This is a genomic window from Blautia sp. DFI.3.45 (genome assembly GCF_020593505.1).
In the GTDB taxonomy this organism is placed as follows: Bacteria; Bacillota; Clostridia; order Lachnospirales; family Lachnospiraceae; genus Blautia_A; species Blautia_A wexlerae.
Genome location: NZ_JAJDMI010000018.1, coordinates 46901 through 68720 on the forward strand (window position 1 = coordinate 46901; position 21820 = coordinate 68720).

A 21820-nucleotide genomic window follows, 5' to 3' on the forward strand; every position below is an offset into this window, starting at 1 on the left:
CAATTCCAGTATATCGGCAAGTTGATTTTCCGAACAATCCTGCGGTTATATTTATGCAAGTTTAATTCCGAAATTCTTCAGTTCTTCTGCAAGTTTTGCCTTGTTTGCATCTTCCATCTCGGATAATGGCATACGAAGTGGTCCCACTTCTTTACCCATCAGATTCAGGGCTGCTTTCACCGGAATCGGGTTTACTTCACTGAACAGTGCATGAATTAACGGGATTGCCTTTAACTGGATTTCTGCTGCACCCTTTGTATCTCCTTCAAGGAATTTCATAACCATATCATGTGTTTCCTTAGGAGCTACATTAGAAAGTACGGAAATTACTCCAAGTCCGCCAAGTGAAAGGATCGGAAGTACCTGATCATCATTTCCGGAGTAGAGTTCAATGCAGCCATCAGCCATGGACATCATGGTTGCAATCTGTGAAAGATCTCCGCTTGCTGCTTTGATACCAACAATATTCTTAACATTTTTAGCCAGAGCTACTGCTGTTGCAGGCTGAATGTTACAACCTGTACGGCTCGGAACATTGTACATAATGATCGGTGTTTCCGGAACTGCCTCTGCAATAGCTGTATAATGAGCGATCAATCCTTTCTGAGTCGCCTTGTTATAATATGGAGTCACTATAAGAAGTGCATCTGCACCGTAAGAAGCAGCCTCCTTTGACATCATAATTGCAGTTTCCGTACAGTTGGAACCTGTACCTGCGATGACCGGAACACGTTTGTTTACCTTGTCGATTGCAAACTTAATTGTCTTAAGATGCTCTCCATGCGTCATCGTTGATGATTCTCCTGTTGTTCCGCAGATAATGATCGCATCTGTACTGTTTGCAATCTGATACTCCAGAAGTTCCTCCAGTTTATCATAATTAACCTTGCCATCTTCATACATAGGGGTTACGATTGCAACACCTGCACCTTTAAAAATTGCCATTTGCCTTCCTCCTTTATTCTTCTGTAATTTCCATACAGATTACTGTCCATTCATAAACAATAATCAGGTTTTATACACCTTATACAATCTCTGTTGTCAGTGTAGTTATGCTGTCTGCATATTTACGCAGGCTGTCCGGTAACGTCCGTCCCGTAAGCAAAATATGCATACTCTCGTCCTTCATCTTCAGGATATCACCGATTGCCTCTGCAGTAGTGATCCCATAATCCGGAAGTGCAAGAATCTCATCCAGGAGCAGAAAATCGCATTCCTGCGTTGCGATCACTTTGCGCGCAAAATTCAAAGCATTGAGAATATTGGTTTTCTCCTCTGCCTTCTCCTGCTCATTCAGCTCCTCATATCCTTCATCATGCTTCTCAAAACGGAATATCTTAATATCCAGATTATCCAGTTCCTCCAGAAAATCCAGTTCCCTGCGCTCTCTTCCTTTCAGAAACTGAATAATAATGACGCTTTTACCCTGTGCAGAAGCTCTCAGACACTGACCGATCGCCAGAGTTGTCTTTCCCTTTCCCCCGCCACAGTAAACCTCTGTAAATTCTTTTTCCATAACAAACAATTCCTCTTATCGTTATTGAAATTGTACCTTCTTCTCTGTGTCATTACAGACATGATAAACAGCAGTCTGTTTTCGACTTCTGCGATGAGCTTCCGGCATATTCACGCCGGAATGCTTCGTGGAACAGCAGGCTGCCATAGTTATCTGAATACGCTTATATTACCGCAGTTTATGAAGAATTGCAAGTGTTACTGTTTACAGTAATCGTTACTGTTCACTCCGTTCACAGTAACGTGGCCAAAATTCATTCCAAATTGCCTGCGGCAATGGAATTATTCCATATATTCCAGCTTGCTTACAGATACTTCATACGCAACTCTCTTCTCTGTTTCATTTTCCCCGATCCGTTTCATATATTCTCTGCTCTGGATACGTCCCCAGATCAGGACATGACCGCCAACCTCAAACGCAGATGCATAGCGGGCATTTCTGCCCCAGCAGATGCATGGTATGTAATCTGATTTTCCATACGGACGATTTACTGCCAACAGCACATCCGCAATTTCTCTTCCAAGAGGAGTTTTACGGTACACCGGAGGCTTACAGATATATCCGTCCAGAAAAATCTGATTTACCGGAACTGTTTCATCCTCTTCTTCCACAAACTTCAGTTCTCTGCTGAATACTGAAAGCACGAGACGGTTGTGCTTCTCCTCATGGCGGTTATATGAGCGGAACTGTCCATGGATTTCCACATATTCTCCGATATAATCCTGCGTTACATCCACCAGCCGTTCAGAAACCATCACCGGAATCCTGTCTTCCGAATCACTGAGCCTTTTGACCAGCAGCTCAGTCATATAGAAGCCTTCTCCAAAGACCTGATGACTGAATGTAAAGCCTGCTGCAATTTTGCCCATCATAGATACCTGATTGTTTTCAATAATTTTATCTGCCATAATGTGGTTCTCCTTCCCTGTAGAGCACCTGTGTCAGAATCCCTGCCTGCAGTACAGACCGTAAATCGTCTCTGCTTTTTCAGCGATCCTACATATGCTCCTCTGTACCTTGTATTGTTCTTTATAAGGTTATGTACAGGCATTCTCATTTAGAACCAGAATCTGCAAAAATAAAAAAAATTATTTTAACACCTTGTAATCTGGCGAAAATGTGGTAAACTGAAAATTCGGGTAACTTATTGAAGAAAAAAACACATAATAATAGGAACAAATTCATCTGCAAGATTATATCGTGCTTGAAAAATGCTTTTGCAGCAAGATAATCCTGCTGATAACACATGAATATTAACAATTCCGGTAACTGTTCAGCCAGTGTGCCGAACAGTTACCCATTCAAAGCTTAAAGAGGAAAGGAAAATCATTTTATGAGAACAAAACGTGAAGATGTCCGTAACGTAGCCATTATCGCCCACGTTGACCATGGTAAAACAACTCTGGTTGACCAGCTTCTGAAACAGAGCGGTGTATTCCGCGAAAATCAGGAAGTTCAGGAACGTGTCATGGACTCCAATGATATTGAGCGTGAGCGTGGTATCACTATTTTATCCAAGAATACAGCTATTCATTACAAAGATACAAAGATCAATATCATCGACACACCAGGACATGCTGATTTCGGCGGCGAAGTAGAACGTGTACTTAAAATGGTAGACGGTGTTATTCTTCTCGTTGATGCTTTCGAAGGTGCTATGCCTCAGACTAAATTCGTTCTTAAGAAAGCCCTTGAACTTGATCTCCATGTAATCGTATGTATCAACAAGATTGACCGTCCGGAAGCTCGTCCTGACGAAGTTGTAGATGAAGTTCTGGAACTTCTTATGGATCTTGGTGCTTCTGACGAGCAGCTTGACTGCCCGTTCCTGTATGCTTCTGCAAAAGCAGGACATGCTGTTATTGACTTAAACGATACTCCTAAGGATATGGCTCCTCTGTTTGACGCTATTCTGAAATATATCCCTGCTCCGGAGGGAGATCCTGATGCAGATACTCAGGTTCTGATCAGCACCATTGACTACAACGAATATGTGGGACGTATCGGTGTCGGTAAAGTTGAGAATGGTAAGATTGCCGTTAATCAGGAGCTGACTCTGTTAAACCATCATGATCTGGACAAACGTAAGAAAGTTAAAATCAGCAAGCTCTATGAGTTTGACGGTCTGAATAAGGTTGAAGTAAAGGAAGCTACTATTGGTTCCATCGTTGCTATTTCCGGTATCGCAGACATCCATATCGGTGATACTCTCTGTGGCGGAGAAAACCCGGAGGCAATTCCTTTCCAGAAGATTTCCGAGCCTACCATTGCCATGAACTTCATCGTAAATGACAGTCCGCTGGCAGGCCAGGAAGGTAAATACATCACATCCCGTCATCTTCGTGACCGTCTCTACCGTGAACTGAATACAGATGTCAGCCTTCGTGTAGAAGATACTGAAACAACAGAAGCCTTTAAGGTTTCCGGACGTGGAGAACTTCATCTGTCTGTCCTGATCGAGAACATGAGACGTGAAGGTTATGAATTCGCAGTAAGTAAACCGGAGGTTCTGTACAAAACAGACGAGCGCGGAAAGAAACTTGAACCTATGGAAATCGCTTATGTAGATGTTCCGGAAGAATTTTCCGGTACTGTAATCCAAAAGCTGAGCGAACGTAAAGGTGAGCTGCAGGGTATGAGTACTGCCAGTGACGGTACTGTCCGTCTGGAATTCCACATTCCTTCCCGTGGACTGATCGGATTCCGCGGTGAGTTCCTTACCTCCACCAAGGGTACCGGCATCATCAATACTATGTTTGACGGATATGCTCCTTACAAGGGAGATTTCCAGTACAGAAAACAGGGATCTCTGATCGCTTTCGAGGCTGGTGAAGCTGTTACTTATGGTCTGTTCGCAGCCCAGGAGCGTGGTACTCTGTTTATCGGACCTGGTGCAAAGGTTTACAGCGGTATGGTTATCGGACAGAATGGTAAAGCCGAAGATATCGAGCTGAACGTATGCAAGACAAAACATCTGACTAACACACGTTCTTCTTCCGCTGATGATGCACTGAAATTAACTCCACCAAGAGTTCTCAGTCTGGAACAGGCCATCGATTTCATCGACCAGGATGAACTCCTTGAGGTTACACCGGAATCTCTCCGTATCCGTAAAAGACTGCTGGATTCCAGAGAACGTAAGAGAGCCGCTTTCAGAAAAGCCTGAAACAAATAGAAATTTAAGAAAAATTAAGCCCCGCAAATTTTGCGGGGCTTAATTTTTCTTAATCATTACTGTTCACTCCGTTCACAGTAACTCTTAATCTCCTGCAAACATATGGAAAAACATAAATCCTTCTACAAATTATATTGTTATATTTTCACGAAATTCCTAGTTAGTATTTGTTAACTTTTTTCATATGCTATGTAATTGACAAATGATTAACAAAGTCATATGATAGCATCATCGGGGTTGTTAATTTATTAACGTTTTTTTAACTTTCTCTCAGTCGCCAACAGAACATATATTGTTAAATTTTTCTCATATATTCTGACAATTGATATTTTATTCACATTATTTACGTGATTATGCACAATTTTCACCATAATATTTCGTTATGCTCATATTAATGTTACTGTTGACCGAATAATCAGTTTATTTGTATAATAAAAACATAACAGGTTACGGTAAATACTTTTAACGAAAACACAAACAGGAGGATTCCCAAATGGCAAAAAAAGAGAACACTATCCCAACCATCATCGACACCCCTGAAGCCCTTACTGCAAAGATTGCAGCCATGAAAGAGGCACAGAAGATTTTCGCAACATTTACCCAGGAGCAGGTAGATAAGATTTTTAAAGCTGCCGCTACTGCTGCTGACAAAGCACGTATCCCGCTTGCTAAAGATGCTGTTGAAGAAACAGGAATGGGTATTGTAGAAGATAAGGTTATCAAAAACCATTACGCAGCCGAATATGTATACAACGCATATAAGAATACGAAAACCTGCGGTGTGATTGAAGAAGACACTGCTTACGGTATTAAGAAAATAGCTGAGCCAATCGGTCTGATCGCTGCAGTTATTCCTACAACCAACCCAACATCTACTGCAATTTTCAAAACTCTGATCGCACTGAAAACACGTAATGCAATCATCATCAGTCCGCATCCCCGCGCAAAGAAATGTACCATTGAGGCAGCAAAGGTTGTTCTGGAGGCAGCTGTAGAAGCCGGTGCACCGGAGGGAATCATCGGATGGATCGATGTTCCAAGTCTTGATCTGACAAATCAGGTTATGCGTGAAGCAGACATCATCCTTGCCACAGGTGGTCCCGGAATGGTTAAGGCTGCCTATTCTTCCGGAAAACCTGCTTTAGGTGTAGGTCCCGGAAATACTCCTGTTATCATTGATGACAGTGCAGATATCCGTCTGGCAGTTAACTCCATCATCCATTCCAAGACCTTTGACAATGGTATGATCTGTGCTTCCGAACAATCTGTAACTGTTCTTGAGAGCATTTATAAGAAAGTAAAAGAAGAATTCCTTTACAGAGGATGTTACTTCCTGAAACCGGATGAATTAGAGAAAGTAAGAAAAACTATCCTCATCAATGGTGCATTGAATGCAAAAATCGTAGGTCAGAAAGCTGCCACTATCGCTGAGATGGCCGGTATTACAGTTTCTCCTGAGACAAAGATCCTGATCGGCGAAGTTGAATCTGTAGACATCAGCGAAGAATTCGCACATGAGAAGCTTTCACCTGTACTTGCCATGTACAAGGCCAAAACTTTTGACGAAGCGATTGCCAAAGCTGAACAGCTTGTAGCTGACGGCGGTTATGGACATACCTCCGCTCTCTACATTGACACAAGAGAGAAGGAAAAGATGGAAAAACATGCAGCAGCTATGAAGACCTGCCGTATCCTCATCAATACTCCATCTTCTCAGGGCGGCATCGGCGACCTTTACAACTTCAAACTTGTTCCGTCCCTGACTCTGGGCTGTGGTTCCTGGGGTGGCAACTCCGTATCTGAGAACGTAGGTGTGAAACATCTTATCAACATCAAGACCGTTGCTGAAAGGAGAGAAAATATGCTCTGGATTAGAACACCGGAAAAAGTTTATTTCAAAAAAGGCTGCCTGCCGGTTGCTCTGGATGAGCTTGGCACTGTTATGCACAAGAAACGCTGCTTTATCGTAACAGACTCTTTCCTTTATAAGAATGGATATACTAAAAAGATCGAAGATAAATTAGATCAGATGGGAATCGTACATACCTGCTTCTACGATGTAGAGCCAGATCCATCTCTCGCTTCTGCAAGAGCCGGTGCTGCTGCAATGAGAATGTTCGAGCCTGACTGCATTATCGCAATGGGCGGTGGTTCCGCAATGGATGCCGGCAAGATCATGTGGGTTCTCTATGAAAATCCGGACGCCAACTTTGATGATATGGCTATGGACTTTATGGATATCCGTAAGAGAATCTTCACATTCCCGCATATGGGTAAAAAAGCTTACTTTATAGCTGTTCCAACATCTTCCGGTACAGGTTCCGAAGTAACGCCGTTTGCTATCATTACTGATAAGACTACAGGTATCAAATGGCCTCTGGCTGATTATGAATTAATGCCTGACATGGCTATTGTTGATACAGATAATATGATGAGCGCACCTAAGGGACTGACCTGTGCTTCCGGTATCGACGTTATGACTCATGCACTTGAAGCCTATGCTTCCATGATGGCATCTGATTATACAGATGGTCTTGCATTAAATGCCATCAAACTGGTATTTAACTATCTGCCACGTGCATACAAAGATGGTTCTGATGTAGAAGCAAGACAGCATATGGCAAATGCTTCCTGCATGGCTGGTATGGCTTTCGCAAATGCTTTCCTTGGCGTAAACCACTCTCTTGCTCATAAGCTGGGAGCTTTCCATCATCTTCCACATGGTATTGCAAATGCTCTGGTTCTGCTTCATGTTTTGCGCTATAATGCAGCCGAAGTTCCGGCTAAGATGGGTACCTTCCCACAGTATCAGTATCCGCACACACTTGCACGTTACGCTGAGATTGGCCGTTCTGTAGGTCTGACAGGCAAGAACGACAGCGAAGTATTTGAGAAGCTTCTCCAGAAACTGCAGGAACTGATGGATACTATTGAGATCAAACATACGATCAGGGAATACGGCGTAGACGAGAAGTACTTCCTTGAAACTCTGGACGAAATGACCGAACAGGCATTTAACGACCAGTGTACCGGTGCCAACCCAAGATATCCATTAATGTCTGAACTGAAAGAAATCTATCTGAAAGCTTACTATGGTGAGGGAAATATTCCTGAATCCGGGAAAGCCAAAGAGAAAAAAGAAGAGAAATAAGATTTGCTGAAAATAAACCTTTTCCTTTAAAAATATAGTGTTCAAACCAACAAATGGGGCTGTCAAAAAACGACAGCCCCTTATTATATTATTTCTTACTGCGATATGCTTCTGCTTCCCAATGCGTGATAAAGTATGTAATATCATCTGTCATGTGAAGCGGGCCACCAAAGCTTTCTGCATATACAGCAAGCTTAATGGCATCTTTTACAAGAAGCTGTGCTTTTGCAGCTTTTCCCTTATCATCTTCCATGATAAAGGCACCGACTCCCTGTACCAGGATCAGTCTTGGCTCTTTGTCATTCTCTTTCATAAATGCGTCCAGCGCATCTTTTGCCTGATCAATATTTTCTACAAATAACGGATATGGTCCACAGTATACAATGTGATCCGGTGTAAATGGTTTCAGAAGCGGTGCAGCCGCTACTTTATCTTTTACAAAATGATCAGCTTCTGCTGCAGGTACAACTTCTACTGCATGTCCCAGTAACCGGGAAAGCTTCTCTGCTGCCTGCTCTTTTTCAGGTGTAACCGCATCACTGTCATCAGCAGTTCTCTTTACCTGTTTCTCTAATTTACTGATCACGCCGTCAAATAATACTCCAATTTCCTCTACAGTATTTGCTGCAACGAAAATTCCATGATTCTGAAGTAGAAGAACCTGAACATCTTTTCCGGATTCTTCTTTATAAGCATTCATTTTCTCATAACAGATACGTGCAAGTGTATATCCGGGTTTGCAGATATCAATCCAGAGTACATCCTTTCCAAGAAGCTGTTCACTAAGTTCCTTTGCCCCTTTTCCGCAGGTCAGTCCATTGACAAGTGTAGGATGAACATGCAGTACATATGTGTAGGCAAATAAGTTATGAAGCAGTGCTTCTACACTTGGACGTTTTGTTTTGTCAGCATCTGTTACTGCAGCCATAACATCTGCAAGATACAGTGATTCACGTTTGACATCATCTTCCGGATAATCTGTTTTCATGATCTCATTCAAGCGTGCTCTGCTCATTTCCACAAATTCCTCTGCCTTGATTGTGGCAAGCTGTGTACCGGAGCCTTTTACATACAATGTGGTGTCATCTTTTACAGAAGTATTGCCACCACCTGCCAGAACATAAGCAGGATTACTTCCATAAGTATTTGACATTTTTACTAAGGTTGAAAGATCCATAGTTAAAATACCTCCCATATTTTAATAGTTTTGCTATTACCCATTCCATTGTACACGATATCCTACTTTTTTCCAAGTGTTATGGAGTAAACAGTAACGTTATAATAATCCCGCAAATAACCTCATAAACAGCTGTCCCAATCGCAGATATGCGCTGCGTCCGGTACTGTACTGTTCTGTGACTTCACGGCATTCATCCATTGTTGCTGCAAGATCATTTCGGATATCCAGAACTGCCTGGCAGTCTGCCATAAAGCAGCCGTTTTCAAAATGATGATACAGACTTCTGTAATCCAGATTTATGGTTCCGCAGGTTGCCATACAGTCATCTGCCACACTCATCTTTGCATGACAGAAACCAGGTGTCCATTCATAGATACGCACTCCATGTTTTACCAGTCCATGGTAAAAGGAACGTGTGATATTGTAGATCATCTTTTTATCCGGAATACCAGGTGTGATGATCCTCACATCTACCCCACGCTTGGCAGCCAGACACAGCGCATGGCTCATTTCATCTGTGATGATCAGGTACGGTGTCATAAACCAGCAGTATTTTTCCGCTTTATTCACCATACTGATATACACCTCTTCGCCTACCTGTTCATGGTCCATAGGACTGTCCGCATAGGGCTGGATAAAGCCTGTCTGCTTTGCCTGATAATCTGTCTGAACCAGAAATCCTGTAAAATCACTGTCATTTTTATCCTTATCACTGACAGCATTCCACATCTCCAGGAATGTTACTGTTAGGGAACGGACTGCCTCCCCCTCCAGACGGATACCTGTATCCTTCCACTGTCCATAAGGATGTGTGAAATTAAAATATTCGTTGGCAAGGTTGTAACCGCCGGTAAATCCCACTTTTCCATCGATCACTGTGATCTTGCGGTGATCCCGGTTATTCAGGAACACATTCAGACCCGGAGTAAATGGATTGAACACTCTGCAGTGGATTCCTACCTTTTTCATTTTCTTAATAAAGTCTGTGTTGATAAATCCAATGGAACCCATATCATCATAAAATACTCTGACTTCCACTCCCGCCTTTACGCGGTCTTCCAGAACCCTCTGGATTTTATGCCAGGCCTGTGCATCCTCAATAGCATGATATTCCATAAAAATGAATTTCTCTGCCTTTGCCAGATCTGCCAGCTGAGCCTCCAGCCCTTTGACTGCCTCATCATAATAAATAACATCTGTATTCTGATAGACCGGATAGGAGGCATTTTTCTGTATATAATCAGAAATATTGCCTGCCTTCGGGATTTTCCTGCCAAGCGTTTCCCTGCACTCACTGTCATTGGGAAGCAACGGCAGAAGTTCCCTGTCGATCTGGTCATAACGCTCCCGCATTTTACGGGTACCGCCATTGAGACCAATCAGTAAGTACAATCCCACTCCCAAGATAGGGAATACAAGGATCAAAATAACCCAGGGCATTTTCATAGATGAAGTCTGATCTGACGCATACAGCTTAAGAACCAGTACACCTGCAAGAAGCCTTGTCATCAGATTGATAATCTCCGCATATTGATTCAGCTTTGTGATCATAGCAATGATAAAAGCTGCTTCCAGTAAAATACATACTGCGGAAAAGCATAATCGTTTTACACCATTTTTCGTTTTCGCCCTGCCTTCCAGGGTATCCTGTTTCATATTCTTTCTCTCTCCCTCTGTCATTGTACGTTAATATTCACTCTATTCCCAGAACACATATCAGACGGATAAAATCATCCGCTTTTTTACTTGCTTATAACCGCTCCGCAGTTTCAGTCAGGAAAGATTTTCTGCACATTTATTTGTGCCTATATACTCTGCTACTTTATCTGTTACTTTATTGCAGATTACCGTATAAGCTGCTCCCAGAACATTGGCACCTATACGAAGTGCTATTGCTGCCGGCATTCCGAAGATCCCTGCTGCAATAGACAACGCTCCAAATGTATTAAATGCAGTCTGCCACGGATATCCTGCTGAATATCCAACTCCGATCCCTCCGATCATTCCGATATACGGATACATGGATTCCGGAAGTACCAGATACAGCACAATAAATAACAGACATCCCACAATATTAAACATTCCTCTGCTCACAGACCTTGGGATACAGTCTTCTGTAAAAGGCAGGCATACGGACATACAGGCGATTCCTGCCCACATTGCTCTGGGAAGTCCCAGAAGATTCATAAACAGCATTGCGCTGGATACGATCAGTGTCAGTTTCACATACCATCTGCTTCTTGCTGACTTAAGATCAAATTCCCGGAACAAATCCAGGAAGGTTCTTCGATAGGCTCTATTTCTCTGGTTCTTATAGAAGACGATCATACAGATCACCATTCCCACCAACAAGCCGATCACACGGAAGGTGTATTCCTTTCCTGTCACATCATAGCCCAGAAGCAGCAAATAGCCCAGAACAAAGGTAGAATGATTGTACATGATCACATTATGACAGCCCAGTATCATCAGCAGTAAAATACACACAGCATTCACTGCAAACGCAGCTAACGGAGGCACTATATTTGCCAGACGGGGTCCTGCCATAAGAATACCGAAGATCCCTGCAATGGAAAGCAGTCCATGTGTTGTCCTGATCCCGAAATCTGCCTGCCGCAGCACAAGCACTGCCAACAGAACAGTAACACCAACTACACTGTTGCTGCTCCCTGTAAGCTTACTGTACATGCTCACCACTGCTACGCAAAAAGCCATAACCAGATACACTTTAAAATTATAGATTAAAATGTGCCGTCTTTTCTCTTTGGGATCTGTGGTGCTTCTGATCAGCTGTTTGGAGCCGGTCGAACTCAATTGTAATTCCTGATAAAATGTCATGTCTCGTTACCTCTCTTTCGTGAAAATTTATAAAAATTTATGAATTACCTTTTTTAGTAACGAGCACTATACCGCAGTTCCCTCTGTTAGTCAAGACTTAATTATTTTTCCAGGTCTCTTCTGATTATTTCTTCAAGTCTCTCCAGATCCTCATTATCAGGATGAGATAACGCCCTGTCAAAATTCTGGATCAGTTCATCCAGGTTCGGCGCATGATCCGACTTCTCTTTCATCTTTACGTATCTGTCCCTAACTGACTGGGGCATTTTCCCCTGACACATAAATTCTCCGATTACTGTATTACTCTCATCCACAGATTCTTTAACTTTCCCGAGAACCTGCTGGAAATAGGCTTCACTGCCTCCGAAACCTGCTGTTCCAAACAGAAAGATCTTCTTGTTTTTCAGACTCTTTAACAGTTCAAGTGTTGCAGGATCTGCATTCCCTATATCTGTCCAGAATCCAATGTATAATATGTCGGAAGAGAGAGCCTTCGCTCCTTCTGTTCCAAAATAATCACAGTTTTCCTCAGGCAGTACCTCCCTGATCTTCTCCGCAAGTTTTTTTGTATTTCCTGTTTTACTGCTGTACAGAATTGAGTATCTTTGTGTTCCCATGCTGTCTTGCTCCTTTTTGGTTTTATGCACTCTTAGAGTCTTCCTTGTTTCTGCTTTTGTAAGAAGATTTTTTTTAATTCCGAAAATACATTTTTGTCTGCATTATTTATATTGCTTATTCCTTCCAACTGATACATAAGCACATTCGTTCTACCGTAACCGAATTCGGTAAAACATTTTAAAAATCTTCCTCTGATTCATTTACAGTTCTATCCCGGAACATTTTCAGCAGCTCTTCCAGACTTTCTCTCAGCTTCTCATTCTTATTATACTGAATCAGTACCACCGTAACAATGGCAGACAGGATCATGCATCTGCGGATCAGTTTTCGGATGCGGATACATCTCTTTACATCTTTTCGTCCCTTTTCATAGAGTTTCTCTGCCATCCTGTCAGCTCTGGCATCTTTGCAGGCAATATAATCATCAATCACCTGCTTATCCTCCTCACAGATATCCAGATTCTCATACTGACTCCTCAGTTCCTCGAGTTCTGCATTATTCTGTCTGATCACGGTATCTTTGCGGTTGATTCTCTCAGCTGCACTCCGGCTCATTCTCTCTGTTCGTTTACTCATGATAAAAACTCCTTTCGTTTATTTTTTATTATTTTCTATTTTAAACTTTTCTCAGGCTTTTCTCAATAAAATATTGAAAACAAAAAGCACCTGCTTTGACAGATGCTTTTTCTCGCTGAATTTAACCGCCTGACTTTATAAGTACTGGCTGAACTCAACCTTCTCTTTATTCGGTCCCTCAATTGTAAAGAACTTTACTCCGTTTTCCCAGAAGGGAAGAAAATGAACGGTATCGTTGGTTGTATTTAATCCTGCCTGATTAATCATTTCATATACTTTTTCAATATCTTTTACATCAATCGCCATATGATCGATGGCACCGGCTTCCATCTTAGCTGCTTTATTCTCATATGTCTCAACAACAAGTGTATTTAATTTCAGAAAAGCAACCTCTTCATCTGCTTCCTCATTTACTGTACGAAAAGCAATTTCAAATCCCAGAGCCTTATAAAAATCAATGGTTGCTTCAATATCATTGGTCGGAATTCCAATATGCTGAATTCCATTAAACTGTTCTTTTAAATTCATTTTCATTTTCCTCCTGAAAGTCAGTTATAATATCCATCTGATGAAAATCATCCAACATATTTATGTATTGTTGCTCTTACAGCTCCAGGTCCTGCAATCATCTCACGGAACATATTCTCAACCTTCTCTCCCACACCGTCTTTGTAAAGGTCAGTGAAGAACAGACGCTCATTGGAAAGAATTGGTTTTAACTGATCTTTAAATGTTTCAGGTTTACCTACTACAATATCCTTAAACTGTTCCTGCAGTTCCTCATTCATTGGGTCCGGTGCAAGTTCAAATTTATTTCCTTCATCATCTACACCAAGCATATATCTGAGCCATCCTGCAATTCCCAGAGGAATAGCTGTCAGTCTGGAAGCATCTCCGAATTTCTTTACATATGCTTTGATTGTTTCGCCAAAACGGATACCAACCATCTGAGATACATCTACTGCCAGACGAAGATTTGTATCTCCAAGATATTCATTTGGAAAACGATCATTAAAAAGCTCATCAACAAATGCCTGAGGAGAAAGGATTCCAGGGTCAGCAACTACCGGAAGACCTTCATCATAAGCAATCATACGTGCCATTTTCATCATATCTTCATTTGTATTAAGCATATGCGCAAACAGATCATATCCAAGAACTACTCCCAGCGGACCTGTAGCAGAATGAACCGGATTCAGACATACTGTTACTTTCATACGTTCAGAAAGGTTAACTGTATTTCTGTCTGCCATATATACGCCGAAACCTTTTTCCAGAGCCGGACGTCCGTTAGGGAAGCTGTCCTCTATTACCAGATACTGTGGTTTCTCAGCATTGACAAATGGTGCAATGTATGTCTTCTTACCTGTGATCACTGGCTGCATGTTCTCAACACCCAGCTTCTCAAGGTCTGCTGCAATCTGCTCGCTTGGACGAGGTGTGATCTTATCGATCATTGTCCATGGAAAAGCAACTACTTTTTCATCGCTTACATAGTTCACAAATCCCTCATCAACAAATCCTGCTTTCTTCCACTCTTCTGTCATTGTCAGTACTGACTCACGAAGCTTTGCACCGTTCTGTGAGCAGTTATCCATGGAAACCAGTGCGATGGGATATTCGCCGGCTTTATATCTTTCATAAAGCATTGCAACCAGAACTGCCATGGCACCAGACGCTTTATCCGGACCATTCTTGATATCTGCCTCTACAAACGGGAACCATGTTCCGTCAGCTTTCTGTAATGCATAGCCTTTCTCTGTGATCGTAAAGGAAACCATCTGCAGGGATTTGCTTGTGAAGATTTCTTTCAGGCGTTTCCACTGTGCTGCATTAGAAGACTGTGCCTTCACTGCTTCTGCAAAAGCTCCGACTACTTTATACTCACGGGTTCCATCCCCATGCAGGATCACGCTTAATCCCAGATTGTCATATGGATCATAAATCTTGTCTGCTACATCATAATCAAAGGTTTCCACACAGGTAATCCCACGATCCAGAACTCCCTCTTCCAGAAGACCATCTGCAATTCCACCGATAAACACACGGAAAATATTTCCGATACCAAAGTGAACCCATACCGGATTCTCCTTTGCATTCTCAGAGGCAGCCTCTACATCATAACCCGGAAGAGCGATTCCTGCCTTTTTCCATGCTTCCTGTTCCTTGATTCCATTGATTGATAATTTCATGTTATATCCTCCTTGTTTGTCTTATTCGATACTTATTGTTTGTTATTATGTTCTTTACTTACGCTTATATCTTAACTGTAAGTTGAGTATATATCTTTTCTTTTAAAAAATCCATTGACAGAAATTCTAATTTTCAAACAACTTTTTTGTCTATTTTACTATAGTGTGCTGACAAATTGATGTTGCTGATCGTGCCGGATATTTTTATTGTTTTTTTTTCGTTCTATGCTACAATAAAACTGAAACTTAACATTATCTTGTAACATAATCAGGAGAATATTATGAGTGAAAAGGGATTGACCAACATTAGTCTCAAGAAAATAAATAAATCAAAGGTTTACCAGTACATTTACAGAAAAAAAACGACCTCCAAGCTGCAGATCGTTCAGGAACTGCAGATGGGTTTATCCACTGTCAGCCAGAATCTGAATCTTCTGGAGCAGGAAGGTCTTATTGAAAAAAATGGTTTCTTTGAATCCACTGGCGGAAGAAAGGCAAACGCCCTTCAGATTGTATCAGATTTTAAAATTTCCATTGGTATCGGTATTTTAAAAGGGATGTTTCATATTACTGCTGTAGATTTGTATGGAAATGTTTTCTATACAGATACCATTCCGCTTCCATATTCCAACACACCGGATTACTATAAACAGGTTACTGACGCAGTAAAAGACTTCATCTCATCGCGCCAGTATGACAATGACAAAGTTCTTGGCATCTCCATTGCCACACAGGGTATCACATCCCCGGATCATACCACTGTACTATATGGAGATATCATGAATAACGCAGGCATGAAACTGGATGATTTTTCCAGATATCTTCCTTATCCCTGTTATCTGGAACATGATTCGAAATCAGCTGCGTTCCTTGAATTATGGAATCATCCGGAGCTTGACAGTGCTGTTATCATCCTGCTGAACCGAAATCTGGGCGGCGGCATCATTACCAATCATCAGATTCATCAGGGGATCTCCATGCACAGCGGAACTCTTGAACATATATGTATTAATCCCGACGGCCCACTTTGCTACTGCGGCAGCCGTGGCTGCCTGGAAACCTACTGCTCTGCCAATGCACTGGAACAGGCTGCAGGTATTCCTGCCAAAGAATTTTTCCCTCTTCTGCGCGAAAAAAAATCTCCCCAGATCATACAGATCTGGAAAGATTTTTTAAACCATCTGGCATTTGCCATGAAGAATCTTAACCTTGTTATCGATGCACCGATCATCCTCAGCGGATATCTGGCACCTTATTTTACAGAAGAAGATATTGAATATCTGGCAGAGCATCTCCATACAGCCGCACCATTCATACTGGATAAAACACAGATTCTGGTCGGTACCAACGGACAATATACACCGGCAATCGGAGCGGCTCTGCATTATGTAGAGAAATTTATTCAATCCATTTAACTATAGCAATTCTTATAAATAATGCAATCAAGACAGTTCAGCAGAGTGCGAAAGACAAGAAAGATATCTGATGCAGGACTTCACACTATGATGGGCTGGATTGCTTGCAGTATTTTATGGAATTGCTATAGATTGCTATAAATCAGATAAGCTTCCTGCTATTCATACTTTCATATATCGCTGATTTCTGCTATTCGGTTTATCTGGTAATGTCATTTGGATCAAATTCATCTCAAGTGCGGGTTGCAAATAATTTCTGCGGAATCCATCTCTGGACTTTAACCCCAGTTTTTCCATAAGTGTTTTTCTTGTATAAGGCGTATCATACTCCATGATTTCAAGCATTTTCCTGACAGTTTCTGAAAACTGCTCATTTTCTTCATTCATCTGAAGCGAAATATCTTCCAAAATCCTGTCTATCTGCGACAACATAAACTCTATAAAAATGGTAGATTCTCCCGAAACATGACATCTGGCAATCGCATCATAATATTCATCCTGAAATTTTTCAATCTGGCTTTCGATTGGAATATACTCAAATACAGGTTTCCATTTAGACAAAATCGCAGTGTGCCATAATCTTGCCATTCTTCCATTACCATCAGCAAATGGATGAATAAAGACAAACTCATAATGAAATACACTGCTCATAATCAATGGATGAACACTATTCCTTGATTTCTTCATCCATTCAAACAGTTCATCCATAAGCTGCGGTACAAATTGCGCCGGAGGTGCCATAAAAATACATTCATCTCCATTAAAGACTCCCTCTTCTCCATGGCGAAACTCCCCACATTCTTCCACAAGATATTTTGTCATAATCCCATGAAATTTCTTTAAATCTTTTATACTATAGGGATTAATTTCCGAAAGGCTTTCATACGCCGCATATGCATTTTTAACTTCCTGTATTTCTTTCTGTTCCCCCAGTACAAGCCTGCCATTAATTACATCCCTAACCTGCCCCAGAGAAAGAGAATTCGCTTCTATTTTTAAAGATGAATGAATAGATTTAATTCGGTTATTCTTTCTCAGGTGCGGTTTTGTTTCCAGACTTCTGATTGCCGTGATTCGCCCTATTTTTTCAGAAATTGAAGACACATATGATAATATCTCATTTGTTATTGTAAATGGCGGTTTATATTCTCCCACAAAACACCTCCAGGATTTCCGTTATCTTGCACATTATCTTGCACACTTTTTTGCATACTTTCTTCTTCAGGATAGATTCCGTCTACTTCAGTGCTGTCAGAATCTCCATTACATTGTCGTAATCTTTCTCTCCGACCATGATTTCATACAATGTTTTATCTGTTCCGAAGTTCCCACCCATGCTGCGGGCAGTTCCCCTGCCCGGGGCTATCATTTTTTCTTCGTGGTTAACTCTCTTTGTTTTGTATTTGATTTTCTCTGAATCTAAGGCTTTACAATACTGCTCATATTTGTCCCTGGATGCACCGAGATAAACTGTTCTGCTGTCGAATAACATAATTACTTCCTCCTTTGGGTGTTATGTTTACAGAGTGTTATGTTTGCACAATTTCCGCCTGCTATAACTGATCCAGTCTACAGGAAGAATCTCTGCCTGAATGAATATATTTGATTTACAAAAATGATCCTGCCTGCTGGCTCGTCAGTCTGCACACTCCGGAACGTATTCAAAAAATCATTCCTACAATCTTGCATGCCCAGTAATATAATAGAAAACAGCAGACATCCGTTTCCAGATCATCTGCTGTCATTATATCATATATATTTACTGCTTTGTAGTATAAAAGTATTATTCTACTTCTTCCGGTTCCATGCTTCGCATGTGTTCCTCGTTCTTTACGATTTCATACTTCTGGCGATATTCCTTGAAGTATGTATAATATTCCACGCTGTCAGATGGGTAAATCTTGGAATCATGGATATGCATATCCGGATTCTCGTCTCCACTCTTAAGGAGAGCTACCATTGCACTTGCACAATGTGCTGCAATACGGTTGAAGCTGTTGAGAATGTCTGTATATACAGTTCCCTCTTCCAGTCCGCAATTGCCATTACTCAGACGCTCTACATGATGCATCTTTAGCTCATTGCATAAGGATGTGATAATCATTCCAAGCGGTGCAACTCTCTGTGCCATCTCTTTGTCATCATTGAGGAATGCACGACAGGTAAGGTTGATCTCCTCGCGAACTGCTTCCATTACTACATTCAGCTCATCCCAGGCTTCCTGTGAGAAATTAGTGTGATTATCATGCATTTCACTGGACATATAGGCAATGTAGGATGCATGGTCACCGATTCTCTCAAAGTCATTGATGGTATGAAGATAAAGGGATGCCTGCCTTGTCTGGGCACTGTTCATCTCATGCTTTGTGAGCTTCATCAGATATTCCCCAAGACGGCTTTCGTATTTATCGATCAGGTTCTCTTTTCTCTGTACCTTATCAAATTTATCCTGCTGATATTCATTCAGAAGGTTCATGGCACGGTTGACATTCTTGCGAAGCTTCCTTGCCATACCGCTCATGGCACGATGACACTGTCCAATAGCAAGTGCCGGATAATTCAGAAGACGTTCTTCCAGAAGATCAAAGTCTGCTTCATCTTCCAGTTCCTCTGCACTGTCTTTTACAAGCCAGCACACCAGCTGCTCGATCTTCGGTATGAACGGGAAAAGAACACATACTGTTGCTACACGAAATACAGTATTCAGTAAAGCAATTGCAACCGGTGACATGATCATATCCATAAATCCGAAATGCACAACAGCATTTACAGTGTAGAAAATCACTGACCAGAGGATAAGACCAAACAGGTCATTGATCAGATAAACAAGTGCTGTACGTTTACCATTCTTATTCGCACCGATTGCTGAAATCAGAACCGGACAGGCAGCACCTACACCGATACCAAGAACGATCGGGAATGCACTGGAGAATGTCAGGATACCTGTTACAGATAACGCCTGCAATACACCGACTGTGGCAGATGCACTCTGCAACACTGCGGTAAATGCAATACCTACCAGAATACCTATCAGCGGGTTGGAAAACATTGTCAGCATGTTTGTAAATGTGGGGCTGTCCTTCAGTGGTGAAACAGCACCGCTCATTGTCTGCATACCTGTCATCAGGATTGCAAAACCAAGCATGATATTACCGATATTTTTATGCACGGAACGCTTACATGCCATGCGAAGGATAATACCAATAATCGCTACTACTGCTGAAATTGTTGCTGTAGATAAAATCTTTGCAATTCCGTTCTTTCCGTCAATATAAGAAAGACAGAGGATCCATCCGGTAATACTGGTTCCGATGTTGGCTCCCATGATAATACCGATGGCCTGTTTCAGTTTCATCATACCTGAGTTAACAAAACCAATGACCATAACGGTTGTGGCAGAAGAAGACTGAATCACGCTGGTAACACCAGTACCCAGAGCAACTCCCTTCAGCGGTGTGTTTGTCATTCGATACAGGAAAGCTTCCAGCTTATTTCCGGCAACCATTTTCAGGCCGTCGCCCATCAATGACATACCGAACAGGAATAACGCTACTCCGCTCAGTAATGACAATATCATTGAAAAAATTCCCATTATTTTCTCCTTTGTCGTCTGCCTGATTTCCCACCTCATCTCAGAAAATCGGCGCATAATGTAAGCAGGTTATTTTACCTGTTTCTAATCAGAATTTAACCTGCTTTTTACTTTTCCATTCTTATTATGTCACGTCCGGGAGATTATTACAATAATTGTTTTTTCAAAAATTGCATTTTTTCCATAGCGTTTAAAATGCTGTCTTTTTTTTCCTGATTTTTTTTGCAGTTTTCATAAAATTTTTCGGCATGCTCCAAAATATATCAGAACATGTCGAAAAATAACATACAATAAATCGGACAGTAAAAAAATATGACCCTCATTCAATATCTGTCATTTTTGCATCTCTTAACTGTTTACAGATAGTCTGCTCCACCTTCTCAATATCCAAAGGTTTTGCCAGATGTGCATTCATTCCAACAGCAATACACTTTTCAGCAGCTGCCTTTCTTCTGTGTCCGGAGATAATCTCATAAACACCATCTGGAATCGGTCGTACAATCAGCGAATTTATGATTCCGTATTTCTCAACACTCGCACTGAGCCGAATCATTTCCTGATCCATCCAAATCTTACTTGTTCTGTGACCTCAACATATTTATTGTTCCACTTATTATCAAATCCATCTTTGCACTTAATCGCAATCTCGTTAAAGAGCGTTGCGTCTTTTCTCAACCCACGAAGCGACACCATACCGTCAGCTTCCATCTGCTTTAATTTCTCCATATAGGTCGGAGCAAAAGGCTTTTTGAAATGCACATTATAGGGTATGCGTTCCTCAATCACATTTATATTTTCATAGGTTTCATTCTTGCGTTCGTTGTGCCTTTCCGCCTTGTTGCTTTTCGCCATTTCGTTCTCCTTTCTCGGCAGGGCGAAGCCATTACACAACATTCTTTGAATGTGTGTAACCCACTATGACACTTTCAGACGTTCTCCATTTGAGAGCAGGGCGGCGATTGATAACATTAACTTGCTTTTCCCATTGCCGGGATCGCCCTGCAACAGAGTAACCTTGCCAAACGGAATATACGGATACCACAGCCATTTCACTTCTTTCGGCTCAATTTCGCTTGCCTTGATAATTTCAAGATGTACAGTTACATTCATTTCATTTTCAATCATTTTCATAGTTCTTTGTTCTCCTTTTCGATAAATATTTTGGGCAATGCACCACAACACAGCGAAAACTCTACTTACATTCACTACTGCATTTTCTGTAAAGTCCGTTGTAGGTAATGCGATTTCTTTCATTCAGAAACAACGCCCACTCTTGTTTCCGCTTCTTGCTCATTCTCGGCATAGCAAGCAATCCTCCTTTCCTGCCGAAAATAAAAGCCACAGGAAAGATACATTAAGCCTTGTTTGTGTCATTTCTCGGAGCGAAAATCAGGGAAAATTTCCTTTCTAAGCCTTTCAAAAAATCGCAAGGTGTTTGTACTAACCTGTGGTTGTGTATGAAATTGTGGGTTTGGGGTAACAAAAAACACCGTATTTCTACGGTGCGTTCTATCAGATATATTCTGTTTTATGATAGCAGAAAACTGGAATTCACAGTTCTTCCATC

General features: G+C 41.5%; 17 protein-coding genes and 3 pseudogenes. 3 read left to right on the forward strand and 17 right to left on the reverse strand.

The window, feature by feature from the left end:
* Window positions 1-51: 51 nt before the first annotated feature.
* From dapA to LJE09_RS08380, 3 genes are all read right to left on the reverse strand, one after another.
* A complete protein-coding gene (dapA, locus tag LJE09_RS08370) occupies window positions 52-945 on the reverse strand; it encodes a 4-hydroxy-tetrahydrodipicolinate synthase (RefSeq protein WP_008706258.1) in 894 nt (297 codons plus the stop codon).
* A 79-nt stretch (window positions 946-1024) separates the two neighbouring features.
* Entirely contained in the window at window positions 1025-1516 is a 492-nt protein-coding gene (locus LJE09_RS08375) for a cob(I)yrinic acid a,c-diamide adenosyltransferase (RefSeq protein ID WP_020993654.1), read from the reverse strand.
* Between the two features lie 281 nt (window positions 1517-1797).
* Window positions 1798-2424 carry a single-stranded DNA-binding protein gene (locus LJE09_RS08380; RefSeq protein ID WP_008706256.1) on the reverse strand — a complete coding sequence of 209 codons (627 nt, stop codon included), beginning with the start codon at window positions 2422-2424 and terminating at the stop codon, window positions 1798-1800.
* 425 nt (window positions 2425-2849) lie between these two features.
* On the opposite strand from LJE09_RS08380, the gene typA reads away from it, so the two are divergent.
* Both typA and adhE read left to right on the forward strand, forming a co-directional pair.
* On the forward strand, window positions 2850-4682 hold the full coding sequence (typA, locus tag LJE09_RS08385; protein ID WP_008706255.1) for a translational GTPase TypA: 1833 nt from the start codon (window positions 2850-2852) through the stop codon (window positions 4680-4682).
* A 502-nt stretch (window positions 4683-5184) separates the two neighbouring features.
* On the forward strand, window positions 5185-7842 hold the full coding sequence (gene adhE, locus LJE09_RS08390) for a bifunctional acetaldehyde-CoA/alcohol dehydrogenase (RefSeq protein ID WP_227311166.1): 2658 nt from the start codon (window positions 5185-5187) through the stop codon (window positions 7840-7842).
* Between the two features lie 88 nt (window positions 7843-7930).
* Here adhE and LJE09_RS08395 read toward each other — a convergent pair whose 3' ends face one another.
* The 7 genes from LJE09_RS08395 to LJE09_RS08425 all read right to left on the reverse strand — a co-directional run bounded on the left by LJE09_RS08395 (window position 7931) and on the right by LJE09_RS08425 (window position 15246).
* Window positions 7931-9019: a class II aldolase/adducin family protein gene (locus LJE09_RS08395; protein ID WP_227311167.1), complete on the reverse strand. Its 1089-nt coding sequence runs from the start codon at window positions 9017-9019 to the stop codon at window positions 7931-7933.
* A 99-nt stretch (window positions 9020-9118) separates the two neighbouring features.
* Window positions 9119-10678 (reverse strand): cardiolipin synthase, encoded by a 1560-nt coding sequence (cls, locus tag LJE09_RS08400; protein ID WP_227311169.1) that lies wholly within the window; start codon window positions 10676-10678, stop codon window positions 9119-9121.
* 117 nt (window positions 10679-10795) lie between these two features.
* Window positions 10796-11860 carry an FUSC family protein gene (locus LJE09_RS08405; protein WP_227311171.1) on the reverse strand — a complete coding sequence of 355 codons (1065 nt, stop codon included), beginning with the start codon at window positions 11858-11860 and terminating at the stop codon, window positions 10796-10798.
* Window positions 11861-11961: 101 nt separating this feature from the next.
* Window positions 11962-12477: a flavodoxin family protein BilS gene (gene bilS / locus LJE09_RS08410; RefSeq protein ID WP_227311173.1), complete on the reverse strand. Its 516-nt coding sequence runs from the start codon at window positions 12475-12477 to the stop codon at window positions 11962-11964.
* A gap of 178 nt (window positions 12478-12655) precedes the next feature.
* Window positions 12656-13054, reverse strand: a complete 399-nt coding sequence (locus tag LJE09_RS08415; protein WP_055057898.1) for a hypothetical protein — start codon at window positions 13052-13054, stop codon at window positions 12656-12658.
* A gap of 135 nt (window positions 13055-13189) precedes the next feature.
* The gene (locus LJE09_RS08420; protein WP_022381321.1) at window positions 13190-13582 is read right to left on the reverse strand and encodes a VOC family protein; all 393 of its coding nucleotides are present in this window, start codon (window positions 13580-13582) and stop codon (window positions 13190-13192) included.
* Between the two features lie 47 nt (window positions 13583-13629).
* Window positions 13630-15246 carry a mannitol dehydrogenase family protein gene (locus tag LJE09_RS08425; protein ID WP_227311175.1) on the reverse strand — a complete coding sequence of 539 codons (1617 nt, stop codon included), beginning with the start codon at window positions 15244-15246 and terminating at the stop codon, window positions 13630-13632.
* A 281-nt stretch (window positions 15247-15527) separates the two neighbouring features.
* On the opposite strand from LJE09_RS08425, the gene LJE09_RS08430 reads away from it, so the two are divergent.
* The gene (locus tag LJE09_RS08430; protein WP_227311178.1) at window positions 15528-16661 is read left to right on the forward strand and encodes an ROK family transcriptional regulator; all 1134 of its coding nucleotides are present in this window, start codon (window positions 15528-15530) and stop codon (window positions 16659-16661) included.
* Window positions 16662-16823: 162 nt separating this feature from the next.
* On the opposite strand, the gene LJE09_RS08435 is transcribed toward LJE09_RS08430, so the two are convergent.
* The 7 genes and pseudogenes from LJE09_RS08435 to LJE09_RS19165 form a co-directional block, all read right to left on the reverse strand.
* Complete coding sequence (locus LJE09_RS08435; RefSeq protein ID WP_119245985.1) at window positions 16824-17816, reverse strand: Fic family protein; 993 nt, start codon at window positions 17814-17816, stop codon at window positions 16824-16826.
* Window positions 17817-17898: 82 nt separating this feature from the next.
* On the reverse strand, window positions 17899-18153 hold the full coding sequence (locus LJE09_RS08440; RefSeq protein WP_119245984.1) for a hypothetical protein: 255 nt from the start codon (window positions 18151-18153) through the stop codon (window positions 17899-17901).
* Between the two features lie 291 nt (window positions 18154-18444).
* Entirely contained in the window at window positions 18445-20253 is a 1809-nt protein-coding gene (locus LJE09_RS08445; RefSeq protein ID WP_008706243.1) for a Na/Pi cotransporter family protein, read from the reverse strand.
* 430 nt (window positions 20254-20683) lie between these two features.
* A pseudogene (locus LJE09_RS19155) lies at window positions 20684-20815 on the reverse strand (ParB N-terminal domain-containing protein); the annotation flags it as partial.
* Window positions 20803-21147: a plasmid recombination protein gene (locus LJE09_RS08455; RefSeq protein WP_420314252.1), complete on the reverse strand. Its 345-nt coding sequence runs from the start codon at window positions 21145-21147 to the stop codon at window positions 20803-20805. The gene LJE09_RS08455 and the pseudogene LJE09_RS19155, both read right to left, overlap by 13 nt.
* Window positions 21148-21180: 33 nt before the next feature.
* Window positions 21181-21363: pseudogene (locus LJE09_RS19160) on the reverse strand (AAA family ATPase); the annotation flags it as partial.
* A 7-nt stretch (window positions 21364-21370) separates the two neighbouring features.
* Window positions 21371-21556: pseudogene (locus LJE09_RS19165) on the reverse strand (hypothetical protein).
* Window positions 21557-21820 lie beyond the last annotated feature (264 nt).